This window comes from Pseudomonadales bacterium (assembly GCA_024234165.1).
In the GTDB taxonomy this organism is placed as follows: Bacteria; Pseudomonadota; Gammaproteobacteria; order Pseudomonadales; family UBA5518; genus UBA5518.
Genome location: JACKOP010000003.1, coordinates 286,040 through 305,377, shown reverse-complemented (window position 1 = coordinate 305,377; position 19,338 = coordinate 286,040). Strand labels below are relative to the sequence as shown.

13 protein-coding genes are annotated in these 19,338 nt (G+C 68.9%); 10 read left to right on the top strand and 3 right to left on the bottom strand.

The window, feature by feature from the left end; all coding sequences use genetic code 11:
- The first annotated feature begins 8 nt into the window (after positions 1-8).
- The 10 genes from mprF (at position 9) to H7A12_10655 (ending at position 15,048) form a co-directional block, all read left to right on the top strand.
- Complete coding sequence (gene mprF, locus H7A12_10700; GenBank protein MCP5321280.1) at positions 9-2,588, top strand: bifunctional lysylphosphatidylglycerol flippase/synthetase MprF; 2,580 nt, start codon at positions 9-11, stop codon at positions 2,586-2,588.
- Between the two features lie 481 nt (positions 2,589-3,069).
- Complete coding sequence (locus H7A12_10695) at positions 3,070-4,338, top strand: hypothetical protein (GenBank protein ID MCP5321279.1); 1,269 nt, start codon at positions 3,070-3,072, stop codon at positions 4,336-4,338.
- Between the two features lie 63 nt (positions 4,339-4,401).
- Entirely contained in the window at positions 4,402-5,898 is a 1,497-nt protein-coding gene (locus H7A12_10690; protein MCP5321278.1) for an arylsulfatase, read from the top strand.
- A gap of 3 nt (positions 5,899-5,901) precedes the next feature.
- Positions 5,902-6,879, top strand: coding sequence for an AAA family ATPase (locus tag H7A12_10685; GenBank protein ID MCP5321277.1), 978 nt, complete (start codon positions 5,902-5,904; stop codon positions 6,877-6,879).
- A 5-nt stretch (positions 6,880-6,884) separates the two neighbouring features.
- Positions 6,885-7,880: a DUF58 domain-containing protein gene (locus tag H7A12_10680; protein ID MCP5321276.1), complete on the top strand. Its 996-nt coding sequence runs from the start codon at positions 6,885-6,887 to the stop codon at positions 7,878-7,880.
- A complete protein-coding gene (locus tag H7A12_10675) occupies positions 7,870-8,397 on the top strand; it encodes a DUF4381 domain-containing protein (GenBank protein ID MCP5321275.1) in 528 nt (175 codons plus the stop codon). The genes H7A12_10680 and H7A12_10675 overlap by 11 nt, the downstream gene beginning before the upstream one ends.
- A 38-nt stretch (positions 8,398-8,435) precedes the next feature.
- Positions 8,436-9,458 carry a VWA domain-containing protein gene (locus H7A12_10670; protein ID MCP5321274.1) on the top strand — a complete coding sequence of 341 codons (1,023 nt, stop codon included), beginning with the start codon at positions 8,436-8,438 and terminating at the stop codon, positions 9,456-9,458.
- Positions 9,455-11,113 carry a VWA domain-containing protein gene (locus tag H7A12_10665; GenBank protein MCP5321273.1) on the top strand — a complete coding sequence of 553 codons (1,659 nt, stop codon included), beginning with the start codon at positions 9,455-9,457 and terminating at the stop codon, positions 11,111-11,113. The genes H7A12_10670 and H7A12_10665 overlap by 4 nt, the downstream gene beginning before the upstream one ends.
- 326 nt (positions 11,114-11,439) lie before the next feature.
- Entirely contained in the window at positions 11,440-12,693 is a 1,254-nt protein-coding gene (locus H7A12_10660; protein MCP5321272.1) for a BatD family protein, read from the top strand.
- Between the two features lie 15 nt (positions 12,694-12,708).
- A complete protein-coding gene (locus H7A12_10655; GenBank protein MCP5321271.1) occupies positions 12,709-15,048 on the top strand; it encodes a tetratricopeptide repeat protein in 2,340 nt (779 codons plus the stop codon).
- A 20-nt stretch (positions 15,049-15,068) separates the two neighbouring features.
- On the opposite strand, the gene H7A12_10650 is transcribed toward H7A12_10655, so the two are convergent.
- The 3 genes from H7A12_10650 to rho form a co-directional block, all read right to left on the bottom strand.
- Positions 15,069-16,391, bottom strand: coding sequence for a hypothetical protein (locus tag H7A12_10650; protein ID MCP5321270.1), 1,323 nt, complete (start codon positions 16,389-16,391; stop codon positions 15,069-15,071).
- A gap of 65 nt (positions 16,392-16,456) precedes the next feature.
- The gene (gene ubiD / locus H7A12_10645; protein ID MCP5321269.1) at positions 16,457-17,923 is read right to left on the bottom strand and encodes a 4-hydroxy-3-polyprenylbenzoate decarboxylase; all 1,467 of its coding nucleotides are present in this window, start codon (positions 17,921-17,923) and stop codon (positions 16,457-16,459) included.
- Between the two features lie 22 nt (positions 17,924-17,945).
- Complete coding sequence (gene rho / locus H7A12_10640) at positions 17,946-19,205, bottom strand: transcription termination factor Rho (protein MCP5321268.1); 1,260 nt, start codon at positions 19,203-19,205, stop codon at positions 17,946-17,948.
- Positions 19,206-19,338 lie beyond the last annotated feature (133 nt).

The following is a 19,338-nucleotide window of genomic DNA, read 5'->3' as shown; positions in this document are numbered from 1 at the left end:
GCGCAGGTATGCCAGAGCTTGCGACACGTGGTTCCGCTGCGATCGTGCTGGCGCACCGGCTGGCGCGGTTGCTGCCGGTGGTCGCGATCGCGTTCGCGCTGTGGCTCACGCACCGCGCGCTCGGCGATTACACGGCACGCGATCTCGCCCAACTCGTCTTCGACTTTCCCGCAACGACACTGAGCGGCGCCGTACTGCTCACTGCAGCCGGCTACCTGATGCTCGCCGGCTACGACTGGATCGCACTGCGCCACGTGGGGCGCAAGCTGGCGCTGCCGCAGGTGCTGCTGGCCGGCTTCACCGGCTTTGCGGTCAGCAACAGCGCCGGGCACGCGCTGCTCTCGGGCGGGGCGCTGCGCTACCGCTTCTATTCGGGCTGGGGACTCAGCGGGCTCGAGATCGCACAGGTCGTGGTGCTCAGCACGATCACCTACTTCCTTGCCTGTGGCACGCTGCTCGCGCTGAGTTTCGGCTTCGCACCTCCGGAGCTGTTCGCGAAGAGCGAACTCGCCGGGAACTCGCTTGCGTTCATGAGCTGGCTCGGCATCGCGCTGCTCGCGGGCTACTGGGTACTGGTCCTCAGCGGGAGACGCAGTCTGCGCTGGCGCGAACACACGATCACGCTGCCGGGTCCGGGCATCACGCTGCTGCAGTCACTGGTGGGCGCCGCCGATCTGCTGCTCGCCTCCACGGTGCTCTACGTACTGCTCAGCCAGCACGCCGACATTCCGTTCGCGCTGTTCCTGAACGCCTACCTGGTCGCGCAGCTCGCGGGGCTGTTCAGCCAGTCGCCGGGTGGCCTCGGCGTGTTCGAGGGCATCTTCGTGTTCCTGCTGACCGGCGAGCACGCCTCGGGCGAGATGCTCGCGGCGCTGATCGTCTACCGCGCGATCTACTACCTGCTGCCGCTCGCGGTCGCCAGCGCGCTGCTGCTCGTGTTCGAGCTGCGCAGCAGCGGCCGCTGGCCGCGCAGCCTCGTGCTGCCGTGGCAGGCGCTGCGCCAGGCGCTGCCGCACCTGTACTCGATGCTGCTGCTCGCGAGCGGCGCGATGCTGCTGCTCTCGGGCACGCTGCCGGGCGAGGCCGAACGCCTCGAGTGGCTGGGCGACGTGGTGCCGATCACGCTGATCCAGGCATCGCACCTGATCGGCAGCCTCGCCGGCCTGCTGCTGCTGGTGCTGGCGCGCGGGGTGCGGCTGAAGCTGCGCTCGGCGTACTACCTGACGCTGCAGCTGCTGGCGATCGGGGCCGTCGCTTCGCTGCTGAAGGGCGTCGACTACGAGGAAGCCATCGTGCTCGGCCTGATGTTCGCGCTGCTGGCGCCGGCGCGCAGCGTGTTCTACCGGCTTTCGCGCATCGACCAGGCCGGGGTGTCGCTGCACTGGACGATCGGCATCGCCGCGGTGCTCGGCATCGCGACGTGGATCGGTTTCCTGTCGTACCGCAACGTCGAGTACAGCCATGCGCTGTGGTTCAGCTTCGATCTGCTCGGCGACGCACAGCGTTTCCTGCGCATGACGCTGGCCGTGTTCCTGTGCGCCGGCGCGCTGCTGGTGCACTTCATGCTTCGCCGCAGCAAACACCGCCCGCACATGCCGGACGCCACCGAGCTTGCACAGGCAGCGGCGCTGGTGAGCCTGAGCCCCGACAGCAACCAGTTCCTCGCACTCACCGGTGACAAGAACCTGTGCTGGCACGCCGAACGCACCGGCTTCATCGCGTACGTGAGCACTCCCGGCTACTGGATCGCGATCGGCGATCCCTGCGGTTCACCGCAGGTGCAGGACGAGATCGTGTGGCAGTTCCGCGAGGCTGCCGACCGCTACGCGGCGAAGCCGGTGTTCTACCGCGTGCGCCCGGACCTGCTGCCGCTCTACCTCGACCTCGGGCTGACGCCGCTGAAACTCGGCGAGGAGGCGCTGGTCGATCTCCGGAACTTCTCGCTCGGCGGCTCGGCACGCTCGGCGCTGCGCCACTGCGTGAATCGCGGGCGGCGCGAAGGCTGGGAACTGCGCGTGCTGGCGGCGACCGAGGTTCCGGCGCACATGGACCGCCTGCGCACGATCTCCGACCAGTGGCTGCAGGCGAAGAACACGCGTGAAAAAGGCATTTCGCTCGGTTTCTTCGCCGCCGATTACCTGGCGCGCACCGACATCGCGGTGCTCGCGCGCGGCGAGGAGATCGCGGCCTTCGCGAACCTGTGGCGGCCACAGGCACGCGAGGAGATATCGATCGACCTGATGCGCTACGCCAACGACGCACCGCCGATGGCGATGGACCTGTTGCTGGTCAGCCTGATGCTGTGGGCGAAGGAGCAGGGTTACCACCATTTCAACCTCGGCATGGCACCGCTGTCGGGCTTCGAAGCGCACCCGCTCGCACCGATGTGGCACAAGCTGGGGCGCTCGGTGTTCACCTACGGCAACGAGTTCTACAACTTCCAGGGGCTGCGTGCGTTCAAGGACAAGTTCGATCCGGAGTGGTCGCCGCGCTACATCGCGCTGCCGTCCACGCTGGACCTGCCGGCCGCACTGCTGCATATCACGACGCTGATCGCAGGCGGCACGCGCGGGGTGTTCGCCAAGTGAAGGCGCGTGACAACGCCTTCGCAGCGGAGGCGTGCGCCGCCGGGATGCGGCACTCGAGCCTGCGGCCGAAATGGATATTCGCACGGCGATGACAGCGGTCCGTGTCGGGGCCAATGCGTCAGGGAGCGTGTGCCGCCGGGATGCGGCACTCGAGCCTACGGCCGAAATGGATATTCGCACGGCGATGACAGCGGTCCGTGCCGGGGGTAATGCGCCAGGGGGCGTGTGCCGCCGGGATGCGGCACTCGAGCCTACGGCCGAAATGGATATTCGCACGGCAATGACAGCGGTCCGCGTCGGGGCCAATGCGTCAGGGGGCGTGTGCCGCAGGGATGCGGCACTCGAGCCTACAGGGATGTATTCACGGCGTCCCACTGCCGCATTGGCCCCGACACGGACCGCCCGGACCGCCCGGATCGCCCGAAGCGCCCGAAGCGCCCGGACCGCCCGAAGCGATCGACCAGAGACGGGGCTGCGTGGCGTGTGGCTGGCACTGTGCGCACTGCTCGCGCTGTGTGCGCTACCGGCGGCGGGTGCCGCAACGGCAGTGCAGGCCTTCGACTTCGACGGACTCGGAACCACCAGACTGTATCCCGGCGGACGGGACGGACTGGTGCTGCTGCTCGCGGATCACACGAGCCTGGCGCAGGCCGGGGCGATCGCCACTGCACTCGACGCGAGCGGACGCAGCACCGCGATCGTCGACCTCGACACCTACCTGGCGCAGACCGGCCCCGACTGCTTCGACGCCCCGACCCTGTTCGACGTCTACGCACAGCAGGTGCAGCAGGAGCTGCACTTCGCGCGCTTCAGCGCCGCCGCACTGATCGGCATTGGCCGCGGTGCGAGCTTCGTGCGCCTGCTGCTCGCGACCAGCCGCAGCGGCCTGTTCGCGGCCGGCGTGAGCGCAGGCACTGCAACGCCGCTCGGCCTGCCAGCACCACCCTGCGGCGCGAGTGCAAAACGGCTCGGCTGGCGTTCGGCACAGGCACCGCTGGCGCTGCCCGCAACGCTCGAACTCTCGGCACCCTGGGCCAGCGTCGCCGACAGCGCACCGGCCGCAGTCCTCGCCGCGCTCGACCGGCTGCAGCAACGCCAGGCGCTACCCGAGGCAGCACCCGATCTGCCGCTGATCGAGCTGCCACAGCCGCACAGCGGCAAGACCCCGTGGTTTGCGGTGGTCATTTCGGGTGACGGCGGCTGGGCAAACATCGACAAGGACATCGCCGAGGACCTGGGCACGCACGGCATCGCGGTACTGGGCTGGAATTCGCTGCGTTACTTCTGGGAAGCCAAGACGCCGGAGCAGGTCGGTGCCGACCTCACGCGGGCGCTGCGCCACTATCTGCGGGCGTGGAACGAGCCGCGTGTGCTGCTGATCGGCTTCTCGCGCGGTGCCGAGGTGTTGCCGTTCATGGTCAGCCGCACGCCACCGGACGTGCGCAGAGCGATCGCGGGGCTGGTGTTGCTGAGCCCCGGCCAGGCGGCGGACTTCCAGTTCCATATCAGCGACTGGCTCGGCAGCCACGCCACGGCCGCGCCGTACCCGCTCGCACCCGAACTGCAGAAGATCTCCGGCATGGCGCTGCTCTGCGTCTACGGCGCCGACGAGGCCAACGAATCACTGTGTCCTTCGCTGCAACCACACGCGGGGGCGCGGGTCATGGAGCTTGCCGGAGACCATCACTTCGACGGTGACTACGGCAGCGTCACCGCGGCGATCCTCGCGATGTTCGCACCAGTGCGCTGAACGCGGAACGCGCGCCGGCGTTATGATGCCGCCACCCCCCAAGGACCGACAAGGACTCACGCGATGCGTACCCGGCATTTTCTCTGGGCGCTGCTGTGGCTTGCGCTTGGCGCACAGGCCGCCGACAGGCCGAACATCCTGGTCATCATGGCCGACGACATCGGCTACTGGAACGTGGGCGCGTACAGCCACGGCATGATGGTGCCTACGCCGAACATCGACCGCATCGCGCGTGAAGGCATGCTGTTCACCGACCACTACGGGGAACCGAGCTGCACCGCCGGGCGCGCCGCGTTCATCACCGGCCAGATGCCGATCCGTACCGGGCTCACGACGGTGGGACAGCCGGGCGACCCCATCGGCCTGAGCGAAAAGGATCCCACGCTCGCCGAAGTGCTGAAGCCGCTCGGCTACCGTACCGGCCAGTTCGGCAAGAACCACCTCGGCGATCGCAACGAGTTTCTGCCGACGGTACACGGTTTCGACGAGTTCTACGGCAACCTCTACCACATGAACGCCGAAGAGGAGCCGGAGCAGCGCGACTGGCCGAAGACGCCCGGCTTCGACCAGCGTTACCGCCCGCGTGGCGTGCTGCGCGCGACCGCGAGCAGCGAGGACGACGCGACCGTCGATGCACGTTTCGGCAAGGTCGGCAAACAGAAGATCGAGGACACCGGACCGCTGACGCGACAGCGCATGGAGACCGTCGACGACGAGTTCACCGACGCCGCCTTCGATTTCATGCAGCGCACGAGCCAGTCCGGCAAGCCGTTCTTCGTCTGGCTGAACACCACCCGGATGCACATCTACACCCACCTGAAGCCCGCGAGCCGCTACCTGGCGCAGCCGTATTCGTCGGACTACGACGTCTACGGCAGCGGCATGATGGAGCTGGACCAGAACGTGGGCCGCATCCTGAAATGGCTCGACGACAACCGCCTCGCCGACGACACTATCGTGATCTTCACCACCGACAACGGCGCGATGGTCGCCTGGTGGCCCGACGCCGGCGCCACACCGTTCCGTGGCGAGAAGGCCACCACCTGGGAAGGCGGGGTGCGCGTACCGATGCTGGTCCGCTGGCCCGGCCAGATCAGGCCGGGCTCGGTGTCGAACGGCATCCAGAGTCACCTCGACATCCTGCCCACGCTGGTTGCGGCCGCCGGGGATCCGAACGTCGTCGAGGAAATGAAGGCGGGCCGCAAGGTTCACCTGGACGGCGTGAACAACCTCGACCACTGGCGCGGCAAGGCGCCTTCGGCGCGCAACTCCTTCATCTATTACAACGAGCGCGAGCTGACCGGCGTGCGCGTCGGCCCGTGGAAGGGTCACTTCAAGACCCGCGAAGGCTTCTTCGACTGGAACCGGCCGTCGGCGCTGCTGTTCAACCTGCGCATGGACCCCTTCGAGAAGCAGGACGGTGAGCGCAGCAACCGCATGGCGATGGAAAAGGCCTGGGTCGGCGGCCTGTTCCGCGACGTGATCGGCCAGCACATGCTGAGCCTGAGAGAATTCCCGCCGCGCCAGCGCGGGAGCAGCCTGATGATCGAAACCGACTGAACGATGGACCCGCGCAGCGCCATCCTCGAACTGCAGCAGCGTCTGAACCGCGAGGTGCTCGGCCAGCCGGCGCTGGTCGAGCGGCTGATCCTGGGCCTGCTGGCGAACGGGCACCTGCTGGTCGAGGGGTTGCCGGGGCTGGCGAAGACGCGCGCCGTGCGCAGCCTCGCGAACCACCTGTCGGCACGGCTTTCGCGCATCCAGTTCACGCCGGACCTGCTGCCGGCCGACATCACCGGCAGCGAGATCTACCACCACGAAGGCGAACGCGACGAGTTCCGCTTCGTTCCCGGCCCGGTCTTCGCCGACCTGGTGCTGGCAGACGAGATCAACCGCGCACCGGCCAAGGTACAGGCGGCACTGCTCGAGGCGATGGAGGAGCGCCAGGTCACTGTGGCCGGCACCACCCACGCGCTGCCGCCGCTGTTCATGGTGCTGGCCACACAGAATCCGATCGAGCAGGAAGGTACCTACCCGCTGCCGGAAGCGCAGATGGACCGTTTCCTGATGAAGCTGCGCGTCGGCTACCCCGATACCGACGCCGAGACGGCGATGCTGCGCCTGGTGCGCAGCGAGGAAAACCCGGACGGCACGCACGCCACGGCGCGCGGGCCGGCACCGCTGCCGGCGGAGGTCGTGTTCGCGGCGCGGCGCATGGTGCACGCCATCCATGTGGCACCGGCGATCGATCGCTACCTGGTCGACCTGATCCACGCCTCGCGCCACCCCGGCGCCTACGGCGACGACCTCGCCGGCTGGCTGCAGGTCGGATCCAGCCCGCGCGGCGCGATCGCGCTGGACCGGGTGGCACGTGCGCGCGCCTGGCTGATGGGCCGCGATCACGTGAGCCCGGACGATGTGCGCGCGGTGGCGCTCGATTGCCTGCGCCACCGCGTGATCCTCAGCTACGAAGCCCACGCGGGCGGCGTCGACGCCGATCGGGTCATCGGCACGCTGCTGCAGCGGGTCGCCGTCGCCTGAACCCGATGCTCCGCAGGCGCTCCACGACACCCGCCACCGTTGCGCACGGCAAGGACGGCACCGGGCTGCGCGGTGTCCACGTGGAACTGGCCGAGCTGGTGGCACTCGAGCATCGCCACCTGATGAGCGCCGCAGCGCCACACCGCCCGCTGCACAGCCTGCTGAGCGGACGTCACGGTTCGCGCATGCGCGGACGCGGCCTCGATTTCCTCGAGATGCGCCACTACCTGCCGGGCGACGACGTGCGCGCCATCGACTGGCGCGTCAGCGCGCGCACCGGGCAGCCGCACATCAGGGTCCACGCCGAAGAGCGCGACCGCCCGGTGGTGCTGGTGGTCGACCAGCGCCAGAACATGTTCTTCGCTACCCGCTGCGCGATGAAATCGGTGGTCGCGGCCGAAGCGACAGCGCTGCTCGGCTGGTCACTGCGCCGCGGCGGCGATCGCGTCGGGGCGCTGGTCTTCGACGACCACGACGCACGCTTCTTCACCCCGCACCGCGGGCGCACCGGATGGCTGCGCGTGCTCGGCGAGATCGCGCGCTGCAACCAGGCCTTGCACGCCGAATCGGCACGGCCACCGCTGCCCGCGATGCTCGACCAGGTACTCGGCCGACTGCTGCAGGGCCTGTCACCCGGCCATCTGATCGTACTGCTGTCGGACTTCGACGGCGCCGGCACGCCGAGCGATGCGCTGATCGCACGGCTCGCGCGCCACCACGAACTGCTCGCGCTGCCGGTGTGGGATCGTGGCGCGCAATCATGGCCCGAACACGGCCAGTACGTGGTCAGCAACGGGGCACTGCAGCTCGCGCTGCGCGCCGGGGACACCGCCGAACGCGAACGCCTGGCCGCGATCGCCGCGACCCACCGCCACCGCATCGAGCGCTGGCGTGACGAGCTGGGCGTGCCGATGCTCGCGCTCGTCACCGACGCAGACGTTGCCACACAACTGCAACGCGCGCTCGCCGTCGATCCCGGAATGCAGGTCCATGCCCGCTGAGACCGGACCGGCGATCGCCGGCCCTGCCGTCGACCCGCTGGCCGGGCTGCAGGATCTGGCGCTGCCGCCACCCATGCCGTGGCTGCCGCCGCAGGGGCCGGGCTGGGTCCTGCTGGCGGTCGCGCTGCTCGGCGCACTGGCGTGGCTTGGCTGGCGTCGGTGGCAGCGCTACCGCCACGACCGCTACCGGCGCGAAGCACTGGTGCAGCTCGAGCACCTGGCGGCGGCACTCGATGCGCCGCCCGCGATCGCCGAACTCTCCGCGCTGCTGAAGCGCACCGCGCTGGTCGCGTTCCCGCGCGACGCCGTGGCCACGCTCCACGGTGAGGCGTGGCGTGCGTTCCTCTGCACCAGCGGTGCACCGGGTTTTGCCGATCCGCTCTGCGCGCTGCTGTTCGACGCCGCTTACCGTGCAAGCTGCCGCTGCGATGCGGAGCAACGCGCCGCGCTGATCGCGGCTTCGCGCCAGTGGATCCTCGCTCACCGCAGCGGCGCACCTCGGGCGCAGCGCCGATGAACGGGTTCGACTTCCACACGCTCGACCCACGCGCGCTGCTGGCACAGATCGAATGGCTGTCGCCGTGGGTGCTGCTCGCGCTGCCGCTGCCTCTGCTGTTCCACCGGCTGCCGGCGTATCGGCAGCGTCGCCCGGCGCTGCGCATCGCGTTCTTCGACCTCGCCGTACAGGGAAGCGGACGCTCGGCCGGGCCCGGCGCCGTGGTGGTGCCTGCGGGCATCGCGCAGACGGTCGTGCTGACGCTGGCATGGTGTCTGCTGTTGCTGGCGCTGGCGCGCCCGGTGCGGGTCGAGCCACCGCTGACGCGCATCCAGCCGGCGCGCGACCTGCTGCTGGCGGTGGACATCTCGCCGTCGATGCGCGCGCGCGATTACGTGGACCGACAGGGCCAGCCAGCCAGCCGCATGGCGGCGGTGCGCGAGGTGCTCGACGAGTTCATCGCGCGGCGCAGCGGTGATCGCATCGGGCTGCTGTTCTTCGGCCAGGAACCCTATGTGCAGGCACCGTTCACGCTGGAACACGATACCGTGCGCGAGCTGCTCGCACAGGCCGAACCCGGCATGGCCGGTGGCCGCACCATGATCGGTGATGCACTCGGGCTCGCGATCCGCATGTTCGAGGGCAGCACGGCGCCCGCCAGGGTCGCGATCCTGCTGTCCGACGGCGTCGACACCGGCAGCCGGGTGCCGCCGCTGAAGGCGGCCGGCTTCGCCGCGCGCGCGGGCATCGGTGTGCACACCATCGCGATCGGCGATCCACAGGCGGTCGGCGAGGACCGGGTCGATCTGGACACGCTGGCGGAGATCGCCCGCCTCAGCGGCGGGCGGGCGTACCGCGCCGAAGACCGCCGCAGCCTGGAGGCGGTGTACCGCGCGCTGGACGCACTGGAGCAGCAGAACTTCGCGACGCTGTCGTGGCGTCCGCAACGACCGCTCTACCCGTGGCCGCTGGCCGCCGCGCTCGGCCTGCTGCTCGGCTGGCAGCTGTTCGGCGCGCTCGTCGCCGTGTTGCGCAATCGGGTGGAGCGCCGGTCGGCGCCGCCTGTACGGGAGGCACCATGAACGGCGCCTGGCTGCCGGCCGACTTCCACTTCCTGCGACCCTGGGCGCTGTGGGGGCTGGCGCCGCTGCTGCCGCTGCTCTGGCTCGCCACCTGGCACGAGGGCACGCGTCGGCTGGCGGCGTGGCGCGCGCGCATCGACCCGCACCTGCTCGCAGCACTCACCGTCGGCGGCGGCAGACGCCGCGGGCTGCGGCCGATCCACAGCCTGCTGCTCGCGATCGCGCTCGGCTGCAGCGGGCTGGCCGGACCGAGCTGGCAGCGCGAGCCGATGCCGCTGCTGGAAGACCGCGCACCGCTGGTGGTGGCGCTCGACCTGTCGCCGTCGATGGACGCCGTCGACGTGTCACCGACGCGCCTGGAGCGCGCGAAGCTGAAGCTGCGCTCGCTGCTCGAGCGCCGGCACGGGGCGCGCACCGCGCTGCTGGTGTTCGGCAGCAGCGCCCACCGGGTGCTCCCACTCGGAGACGATCCGGCGCTGCTGCTCGCCTACGTGCCGGATCTGAGCACCGGGCTGCTGCCCGCTGCCGGAGCAGGGGCGCCGAAGGCGATCGCCGACGCGCTCGCACTCGCCGCGCGCATGCTCGAGCGCGAACCCACCCCGGGCAGCATCCTGTTCCTTACCGACGGTTTCGACGTCGCCGAGGCGCGCGATTTCGTGTCCTTCGCCCGGCACACGCGCAGCGAACCCCTGCTGCTCGCCTTCGGCGGCGATGAACCGGCGCCGCTGCGTCAGGCCGACGGCAGCTACCTCGGCGCCGCGGACGGCACGCCGCTGCTGGTCGGGCTGGGGCGTGCCGGGCTCGAGGCGGCCGCTGCCGGTGGGCTGTGGCTGGCTTCGGCCACCGCCGACGACCGTGACCTCGACGCGCTGGAGGCACGCATCCAGCGCCATATGCGCGAAGCGCTGGCGGCAGACCCCGGGGTGCGCTGGCGCGACGAGGGGTTCTGGCTGGTGCTGCCGGCTGCAGCGCTGCTGCTGCTCTCGTTCCGTCCGGGCTGGACGCTGCGCTGGAACCACGCGCTCGTGCTGTGCCTGCTGCTCGCTGCGGGCTGGCGGGGCGCTCCCACGTGGGCTGCGGAGCCCGGCCCGCGTACGCCGCACGGTTTCACCGACCTCTGGCTGAGCCGCGACCAGCAGGGGCGCTGGCATTTCGAGCACCGGCACTTCGGCGCCGCGGCGGATGCGTTCGCCGATCCGCTGTGGCGCGGCATCGCGCTGTACCGGGCTGGCGACTTCGCTGCTGCCGCGGATGCCTTCGCGACGGCGCCCACACCCGAAGGCCGCTACAACCTCGGCAATGCGCTGGCGCATCTGCAGCGTTATGCGGAGGCCGTTGCCGCGTACGACCAGGCGCTGGCCGCGCGTCCGGCATGGGCCGAGGCGCTCGGCAACCGGGCGCTGGTCGCGGCGCTGATACCCGATGATGAAGACGCCGACGAAGCGCTCGACGACGAGGGCGACGCGGACGCCCCGGACCCGGCCGGGGAGAAGCGCAAAGGGCGCAAGCCGGTGCGGCGTCGTGTGCTCGGGGAGGCGGAGATCACGCGCCTGTGGCTCGATCGCATCCAGCTCAGTCCGGCCGGCTTCCTGAAGCGGCGCTTTGCGCAGGAAATACGGCAGGTCGAACGTGACGCCAAGGCAGAGCCGCCGTGAGCGCCACCCTCGAACGACCATCACCCGGGCACCGTACCGGAAATGCTCCCAGGCGCTGCGTATGGCGTGCTGCCTCGCATGCTCCGGTGGGACGCCGTGAATACATCCCTGTAGGCTCGATTGCCGCATCCCTGCGGCAAACGCCCCCCGGAACAGGCGAGGCATCACACCCTGATACGCTGTGCGAATTCTGCTTCGACGCTCGTTGGTCAAGGCGCCTGATGCGGTGGCTGGTCGTGATCTGGGCCTTTTTCTTCGCTTCGTCCGCTCCGGGAAGCACATCCCCGCCAAACACGCCGCCTGCCGGTGAAACCCCGATTGTTCGTGTGCAGATCACCCCCTCCGGGACGGTCGAGCTCGGCACGGAGCTCGAGCTGCAGGTCGACGTGCTGGTTCCGACCTGGTTCCTGGCTGCGCCGCGCTTTCCCGAAAGCATCGAACTGCCCGGCGCAACCGCAGAGCTGGTCCGCGGCTCGGCGGAAAACCTGTCCGAGGCAATCGCTGACGGCACGTGGGCGGGGCTGCGTCGCCGCTACCGGATCCAGCCGCTGAATCCGGGCGAGTTGCGGCTGCCGGAACTCGCGATACCGATCCGCTACGCCGGCCCCGAAGACCGAAAGGCGATCGACCTGACGGTGCGTGGGCGGCTGCGCGCGCCGGTGCGGGTCACGGTGCCTGCCGCTGCCGCCGGGCTCGATCCGTTCATCGCGGCACACCGGCTGAGTCTGCTCGAGCGGATCGAACGCCCGCAAGGCGCGCTCGGCGTGGGCGATGCGCTGCGACGTACCATCGTGCTCGAGACCGACGCCGCGAACGCCGGGCTGCCGTCCGCGATCTGGGTCCAAAGGCCTGGGCTGCGCCTGTACCTGGATCCGCCACGCAGCCGCGAGACGCGCAGCGACGCCGCCTCGCGCCCGCTGTTGCGTTACGAACGGTCCGCGACCTGGGTATTCGAGCAGCCCGGCAGCCATGAATTGCCCGCCGTGCGCATCGCGTGGTGGGATCTGGGGACCCGAGCGCTGCGCCAGGCCGAGCTGCCGGCGCTGAGACTGGACGTGGGGCTGCAGCACACGGCTCCTGTGTTTGCGCTGCCTGCGGTGGCGGCAGGACTGGCTCCGGCCGACCATCCGCTGCGGGTACTGCTGCGCCGCGCCGCACCAGTGCTCGCGGTGGCCCTGCCGTGCTGGCTGCTCTGGCGCTGGCGAGATCGCGTGCGCCGGCTGCTGGCACGGGTTGCGGCGCGGGTGCAGGCGGCACGGGCCGCGGAGTGGTGGTTGTTCCGGCGCGCGATTCACGCCTGCCGCCGCGATGATGGCCCCGGGGCCCGCAGCGCGCTGCAACGCTGGCTCGACGACTGCGCCGCGCCGGCACCGGGCCTGAACGACTGGCTGCTCGCGAGGGCACCGTCGCCCGCGCTGGCCACTGCGCTGGCCGAGCTCGACGCCGCGCTGTACGGCGCAGACACCGCCCCGCGCTGGCACGGCAGCACGCTGGCTCGCCAACTGATCCGGGCGCGACGGCGACTCGCACGCCAACGACCGCCAAAGGCTGTTACCCTGCCGCCCATGCTCAACCCCTGAGTCTGCGGATTTGCGATGCCGTCCAGGAAGCGCCCGGTCACCACAGCCCCACCCGCCGCCGCGCCGGCATCGGCGGCGTTTCGCTTCCGCTTCCTGCCGGCCATCGGCGCGATGGCCCTGCTGCTCACGTTCCTGCTGATCAGCAACGGCCCGCGCTGGCATCCGGACGACGGCAACCAGCAAGCCGGGAAAGCAGAGCAAGCCGAACAAGCAGAGCAAGTCTCGCCGCCGACCGCGCCGCCTGTGCCTGTGAGCGCTCACTACGTCGGCGCCGGGGCCTGTAGCGGCTGCCATACCGCCGCAGCACAGGAGTGGCAGCAATCCGACCACGCGCACGCCATGCTCGAGGTCGGGGACGACACCGTGCGCGGTGACTTCTCCGGTGCCACGCTGCGTGACCGGCAGCACGAGGCCCGCTTCTTCAGCCGCGACGGCAAGCGCTTCGTCCATACCGAAGGCGCCGACGGCACGCCGGGAGATTTCGAGGTTCGCTACACCTTCGGCTGGTACCCGCTGCAGCAGTACCTGGTCGACGTCGGCCAGGGCCGGCTGCAGGCGCTGCCGTTCGCGTGGGACAGCCGCAGTCGCGACGAAGGGGGCGAACGCTGGTTCCACCTCTATGCCGGACAGGCGCCGCAGCCGGGCGAAAGCCTGCACTGGACCGGGCGCGACCAGAACTGGAACTTCATGTGCGCAAGCTGCCATTCGACGAACCTGCAAAAGCGCTACGACGCGCACGAGGGGCGTTTCGACACGCGCTGGACCGATATCGCCGTGGCCTGCGAGGCGTGCCACGGCCCGGGTTCGAACCATGTGGAGTGGGCAAAGCAGGGCCACCAGGATGGCGCCGCAGACAAGGGACTGACGGTATCCCGCGCCGCGGCCGGTGAGTGGGCGTTCACAACACCGGATCAGCGCATCGCGCGCTGGACTGGCGCCGATCGTCGCGCGGCGATGGAACCCTGCTTCGCCTGCCACAGCCGCCGCCGCGAGATCGCCAACCCGTTGAGCGCCGCGGTGCCGCTGCTCGACCAGACGGTGCCGAGCCTGCTCGAACCCGGACTCTACAGCGCCGACGGCCAGATCGACGGCGAGGTATTCGAGTACGGCTCCTTTCTGCAGAGCCGCATGTACCGCGCCGGCGTGATCTGTCAGGACTGCCACCAGCCACACAGCGGCAAGCTCCGGCGCAGCGGCAACGCGCTCTGCACGCAGTGCCACGCGCCGGCGAGCTTCGACACGCCCGCTCACCACCATCATGAGGCCGGCAGCAAGGGCAGCCTGTGCGTGGATTGCCATATGGCCGGCAAGACGTATATGGGCGTCGACTTCCGCCGCGACCACAGTTTCCGCCTGCCGCGCCCGGACCTGAGCGAAACGCTGGGAACACCGAACGCGTGCAACGGCTGCCATCAGGACCGACCGGCGAGCTGGGCAGCGGCACAGGTACACGCGTGGGTGGGCGAACCGGGCCGGGAGCACGCGCCCGTCGCGGCGGCGCTGACGGCGGCACGCGAACATCGCCGCGACGGCGGCACGCCACTGCTGGCGCTGCTGGATCACCCCGACGCCTCACCGATCGTGCGTGCCACCGCGATCGCCGCGCTGGCCGACTACCCCGGTCCGGCGACACGTCAAAAGCTGCAGGCAGCGGCGATCGACCGCGAGCCGCTGGTGCGGCTGGCCGCGGTGCAGGCCTCGCGCCTGTTGCCCGCAGAAGAGCAGCAACGGTTGCTGCTGGCGCGGCTGAACGACCCGATGCGGGCAGTGCGCATCGAGGCCGCGCGGATTGCCGTCGGCATTCCCGACGAACGGCTCGACAGCAGTGAGCGGGCACGGCGCGACGCGGTCGTGCAGGAACTCGTCGCCAGCGAGACGATCCACCTCGATCGGCCCGAATCGCACCTCAACCTGGCGCTGATCGATCTGGCGCGCGGCGACGTCGCCGCAGCGGAAAGCAGCCTGCAGCAGGCGCTGCGGATGGACCCCGGCTTCGTGCCGGCGCGCATCAACCTCGCCGACCTGTACCGCGCCAGCGCTCGCGACGGCGAGGTGGAGCCGCTGCTGCACGAGGGCCTGCGCCTTGCGCCCGATTCGGCCGACCTGAAGCACGCGCTCGGCCTGCTCGCGGTCAGGCAGGGCAAACGCGCGGCGGCGCTGGTGCTGCTGGCGGAAGCAGCGAGCCTCGCGCCCGACAACCCACGCTACGCCTACGTCCATGCGGTGGCTTTGCTCGACAGCGGCAACCCGGCCGAAGCGCTGGCCGTCGCGCGCGATGCACTGGAGCGCACGCCGAACGATCCCGCACTGGCGCAGTTGCTGGCGCAACTGGAGGCGGGCGCACCGCGGCACTGATCGCGGACCCGGGTCTAGCGTTACCGATCCTGCCTGGAAACCAGCAAGCGCACCCGGTACAGATCCCTGGCCATGTTGTCGCCTCCGCACGCCCTGGCCGGGTTGACGACGTAGAACAGCCAGAGATTGCCCCCCGTGTACTCGAAATTGAACCCCGGCGAGTCCGGATCGAGCAGCGAGGGATAGTTCACCGGAATGAAGCCGCGGTTGCACGCGGCGGCCGGCTTTGCAGAACGGGGATCCAGCGCGAGCGCCGTACTGCCTTCGATCAGCCTGGCCTCGGACCAGGACGGGGCGGCCAGCGATGGCGTGGTGGTGTAGTAGGCTCCCTTCTGTGCGTCTCCATAGACAGCGAAGACTGCGATGTATTGCTGCGCCGCTGTGTCGTAGACGATCTGGGGATTGGCTGCGTTCAGGGCACGCCCGTTCTGCTTCGGCATGAATGCCGCGTAGCGGTGCAGCGACAGGGGGCTGAATCGCGTTCCCGATTCCCATCCTTCCCATGATCCGGGCGACGAGATGTCCCGGGTCCTCATGAGCACCCAGCCGTACTTGTCCACCGGTGCCACCCCAGTTGCAGCGTCGATACGCGCAAAGTCACGGTGGACCAGCCAGCCTATCGCGTAGTAGTACCCCCCTTCCCGGATGATCCGGCTCGGTGATTGCATGCCCGATGCATTCGATGCGACACGATAGACCGCCTCGGAGAGTTCGCTGGAACCGGTCCACGTGAAGGCTTCCATCGCGACGACGTGATCCTTGCGCTGTCCGTGCAGTGCCCACGTGGCGCCGCCATCCGTCGAGGCGAACAGCGAAACGACGTTGGCCCAGCTGTTGAGCTGGTAGCTGCCGGAATTGTTCGCCGTGGCCGGCACGGTGGTCGCGCAGTCGGCGTTGACCAGACACGCGTACCACTCGCTGTGCGCGAGTGCGTACACGGTGGCGCCATCCTGCGTGTACGGCGAAAGGATCCAGTGGTGGTAGTCGTAGTCCTGCTCCGGCGTTTCCGAAGAACGCGCCAGCGAATCGTACGTCGGCGACGGGTCGATCTCGAGCCGATCCAGCGTGGGTCCCCGCATCCGGTAATTCTGGAAGTGCGGAATCGTCAGATTGATCGTGCCGTCACGACTCTTCCAGGCAGCGATCTGTCCGTCGGGGATGTTGTTCGCAGCCTGCTTGTCCCGCGTGTGGTCGAACACCAGCACCGGGGTGCCACCGATCCGGATGCCGGTGACCGGTGGTGCCGCTGCGATGTCCTCGCGCCCGGCGGCAGCGAAGCCGCTGTTCGCCCCGCACGTCACGACGAGCGCGGCGAACAGCCACCGGATCCACTGGCACTTCATGGGTACGCCTGCCCTATCCGGGAGAGAGTCGATCGAGGTTACCGGGTCCCACACGCGCCGTTGCCTCAGGATATGCCGAGCGAATCCCACAGGGCGTCGACACGTTGCTTCACGGCCGCATCCATGGCGATCGGACGACCCCACTCGCGACTGGTTTCACCCGGCAGCTTGCGGGTGGCGTCGAAGCCGACCTTGCCGCCGAGGCCCGCGACCGGCGAGGCAAAGTCGAGGTAATCGATCGGCGTATGGTCGATCAGCAGCGTATCGCGTACCGGGTCCATGCGCGTGGTCATGGCCCAGATCACGTCCTTCCAGTCGCGCGCGTTCACATCGTCGTCGGTGACGATCAGGAACTTCGTATACATGAACTGGCGCAGGAACGACCAGGCCGCCATCATCACGCGCTTGGCGTGCCCCGGGTACTGCTTCTTCATCGTGATGACCGCCAGGCGGTACGAGCACCCTTCGGGCGGCAGGTAGAAATCCGTGATCTCGGGGAACTGCCGCTGCAGCAACGGTACGAATACCTCGTTCAGCGCCGCGCCAAGCACCGCCGGTTCGTCCGGCGGACGTCCGGTGTAGGTGCTGTGGTAGATCGGATCGTCACGGTGCAGCAGGCGTTCGACCGTGAACACCGGGAAGCGCTCGACTTCGTTGTAGTAGCCGGTGTGGTCGCCGAACGGTCCTTCCGCTGCCATGTCGTCGGGGTAGATATGGCCTTCGAGCACGATCTCGGCGTTCGCGGGCACCTGCAGCCTGCCGACCGAGGCGTCGACCAGCAGCGTCTTCGCGCCGCGCAGCAGCCCGGCAAACGCGTATTCCGACAGCGTATCGGGCACCGGCGTGACCGCACCGAGGATCGTCGCGGGGTCGGCACCGAGCGCGACGGCGACCGGAAACGGTTCACCCGGATGACGCTGCTTCCATTCCTGGAAATCGAGCGCGCCACCACGGTGCGACAGCCAGCGCATGATCAGGCGGTTCCTGCCGATCAGTTGCATGCGGTAGATGCCGAGGTTCTGGCGTTCCTTCAGCGGCCCGCGCGTGATCACCAGCGGCCAGGTCACCAGCGGGGCGACGTCCTCGGGCCAGCAAGTCTGTATCGGCAGCATCGAGAGATCGACGTCGTCGCGCTCGATGATGTTCTGCTGGCACTCGCCACGCGAGACCACCTTCGGCGCCATCGCAAGCACCTGGCGGAACACCGGCAACTGGTTCCACGCATCGCGCATGCCGCGCGGCGGGTCGGGCTGGCGCAGGAACGCCAGCAGCTCGCCGATCTCGCGCAGGCTGCGCGTATCGTCGCGGCCCATGCCGCGCACCACCCGCAACTGGGTGCCGAACAGGTTGCCGAGCAGCGGGATCCTCGAACCCTTCGGATTCTCGAACAGCAGCGCCGGCCCGCCGGCTCGCAGCGTGCGATCGCAGATTTCGGTGATCTCGAGCCGCGGGTCCACCGGGACCGCGACACGCTTCAGCTCACCCACTGCCTCGAGCGCCCGGATGAACTCGCGCAGGTCACGCCAGGACATGGTGCGCGACGCCTCCGCCGGTCTACTTGCGCTTCATCGAGGCGAAGAATTCGTCGTTGGTCTTGGTGTCCTTCAGCTTGTCGATCAGGAACTCGGTGGCGTCGATGTCTTCCATCGAATGCAGGAGCTTGCGCAGGATCCACATGCGGTTCAGCTCCTCGTCGCTGGTCAGCAGCTCCTCGCGACGCGTGCCGGAACGGCGGATGTTGATCGCGGGAAACACGCGCTTTTCGGCGATGCGCCGGTCGAGGTGCAGCTCCATGTTGCCGGTGCCCTTGAACTCCTCGTAGATGACCTCGTCCATCTTCGAGCCGGTATCGATCAGCGCGGTGGCGATGATCGTCAGGCTGCCGCCTTCCTCGATGTTGCGCGCGGTGCCGAAGAAGCGCTTCGGGCGCTCCAGCGCGTGGGCATCCACGCCACCGGTGAGCACCTTGCCCGACGACGGCACGATGGTGTTGAACGCACGCGCCAGGCGGGTGATCGAATCGAGCAGGATCACCACGTCCTTCTTGTGCTCGACCAGGCGCTTGGCCTTCTCGATCACCATTTCGGCGACCTGCACGTGGCGCGCCGGCGGTTCGTCGAAGGTGCTCGCGACCACCTCGGCACGCACCGAGCGCTCCATGTCGGTCACTTCCTCGGGCCGCTCGTCGATCAGCAGCACGATCACGTAGCACTCGGGGTTGTTGCGCACGATCGACTGCGCGATGTTCTGCAGGATCAGCGTCTTGCCGGCCTTCGGCGGCGAGACGATCAGCCCGCGCTGGCCTTTGCCGATCGGTGCCACCAGATCCATGATCCGCCCCGACAGATCCTGGCTGCTGCCGTTGCCCTGCTCGAGCTTCAGCCGCTCCTGCGGGAACAGCGGCGTGAGGTTCTCGAACAGCACCTTGGTGCGCGAGGTGTCGGAGCCGGAGAAGTTGACGTCGCTCACCTTCAGCAGTGCGAAGTAGCGCTCGCCGTCCTTCGGCGGACGGATCTTGCCGGAGATCGTGTCGCCGGTACGCAGGTTGAAGCGCCGGATCTGGCTCGGCGACACGTAGATGTCGTCGGGGCCGGCGAGATAGCTCGAATCCGCGGAACGCAGAAAGCCGAAACCGTCGGAGAGGATCTCGAGCACACCGTCGCCGGAAATGTCTTCACCGCTCTTCGCGTGGCGTTTGAGCAGGGAGAAGATCACGTCCTGCTTGCGCGAGCGTGCGACGTTCTCGATACCCATGGCCTCGGCCATTTCGACGAGTTCATTGATCGGCTTTGCTTTGAGTTCCGTCAGATTCATGTGTGGCAGAGTTGTGTGGGGTTGTACGGAAGGATGGGAACCGTGCGTCGCCGGAAAGCAGAACGCGGGAACCCGGAAATCACGCCGGAGAGTCAGACCCAGACGCGGATACGAAGATGGAAACGACGAACCG

Excerpts from the sequence above, each read along its gene's own strand:
- mprF (MCP5321280.1), top strand. The coding sequence starts at position 9 with ATGCCAGAGCTTGCGACACGTGGTTCCGCTGCGATCGTGCTGGCGCAC.
- H7A12_10690 (MCP5321278.1), top strand. The coding sequence starts at position 4,402 with ATGCGTACCCGGCATTTTCTCTGGGCGCTGCTGTGGCTTGCGCTTGGC.
- H7A12_10685 (MCP5321277.1), top strand. The coding sequence starts at position 5,902 with ATGGACCCGCGCAGCGCCATCCTCGAACTGCAGCAGCGTCTGAACCGC.
- H7A12_10680 (MCP5321276.1), top strand. The coding sequence starts at position 6,885 with ATGCTCCGCAGGCGCTCCACGACACCCGCCACCGTTGCGCACGGCAAG.
- H7A12_10675 (MCP5321275.1), top strand. The coding sequence starts at position 7,870 with ATGCCCGCTGAGACCGGACCGGCGATCGCCGGCCCTGCCGTCGACCCG.
- H7A12_10665 (MCP5321273.1), top strand. The coding sequence starts at position 9,455 with ATGAACGGCGCCTGGCTGCCGGCCGACTTCCACTTCCTGCGACCCTGG.
- H7A12_10655 (MCP5321271.1), top strand. The coding sequence starts at position 12,709 with ATGCCGTCCAGGAAGCGCCCGGTCACCACAGCCCCACCCGCCGCCGCG.
- H7A12_10650 (MCP5321270.1), bottom strand. The coding sequence starts at position 16,391 with ATGAAGTGCCAGTGGATCCGGTGGCTGTTCGCCGCGCTCGTCGTGACG.
- ubiD (MCP5321269.1), bottom strand. The coding sequence starts at position 17,923 with ATGTCCTGGCGTGACCTGCGCGAGTTCATCCGGGCGCTCGAGGCAGTG.
- rho (MCP5321268.1), bottom strand. The coding sequence starts at position 19,205 with ATGAATCTGACGGAACTCAAAGCAAAGCCGATCAATGAACTCGTCGAA.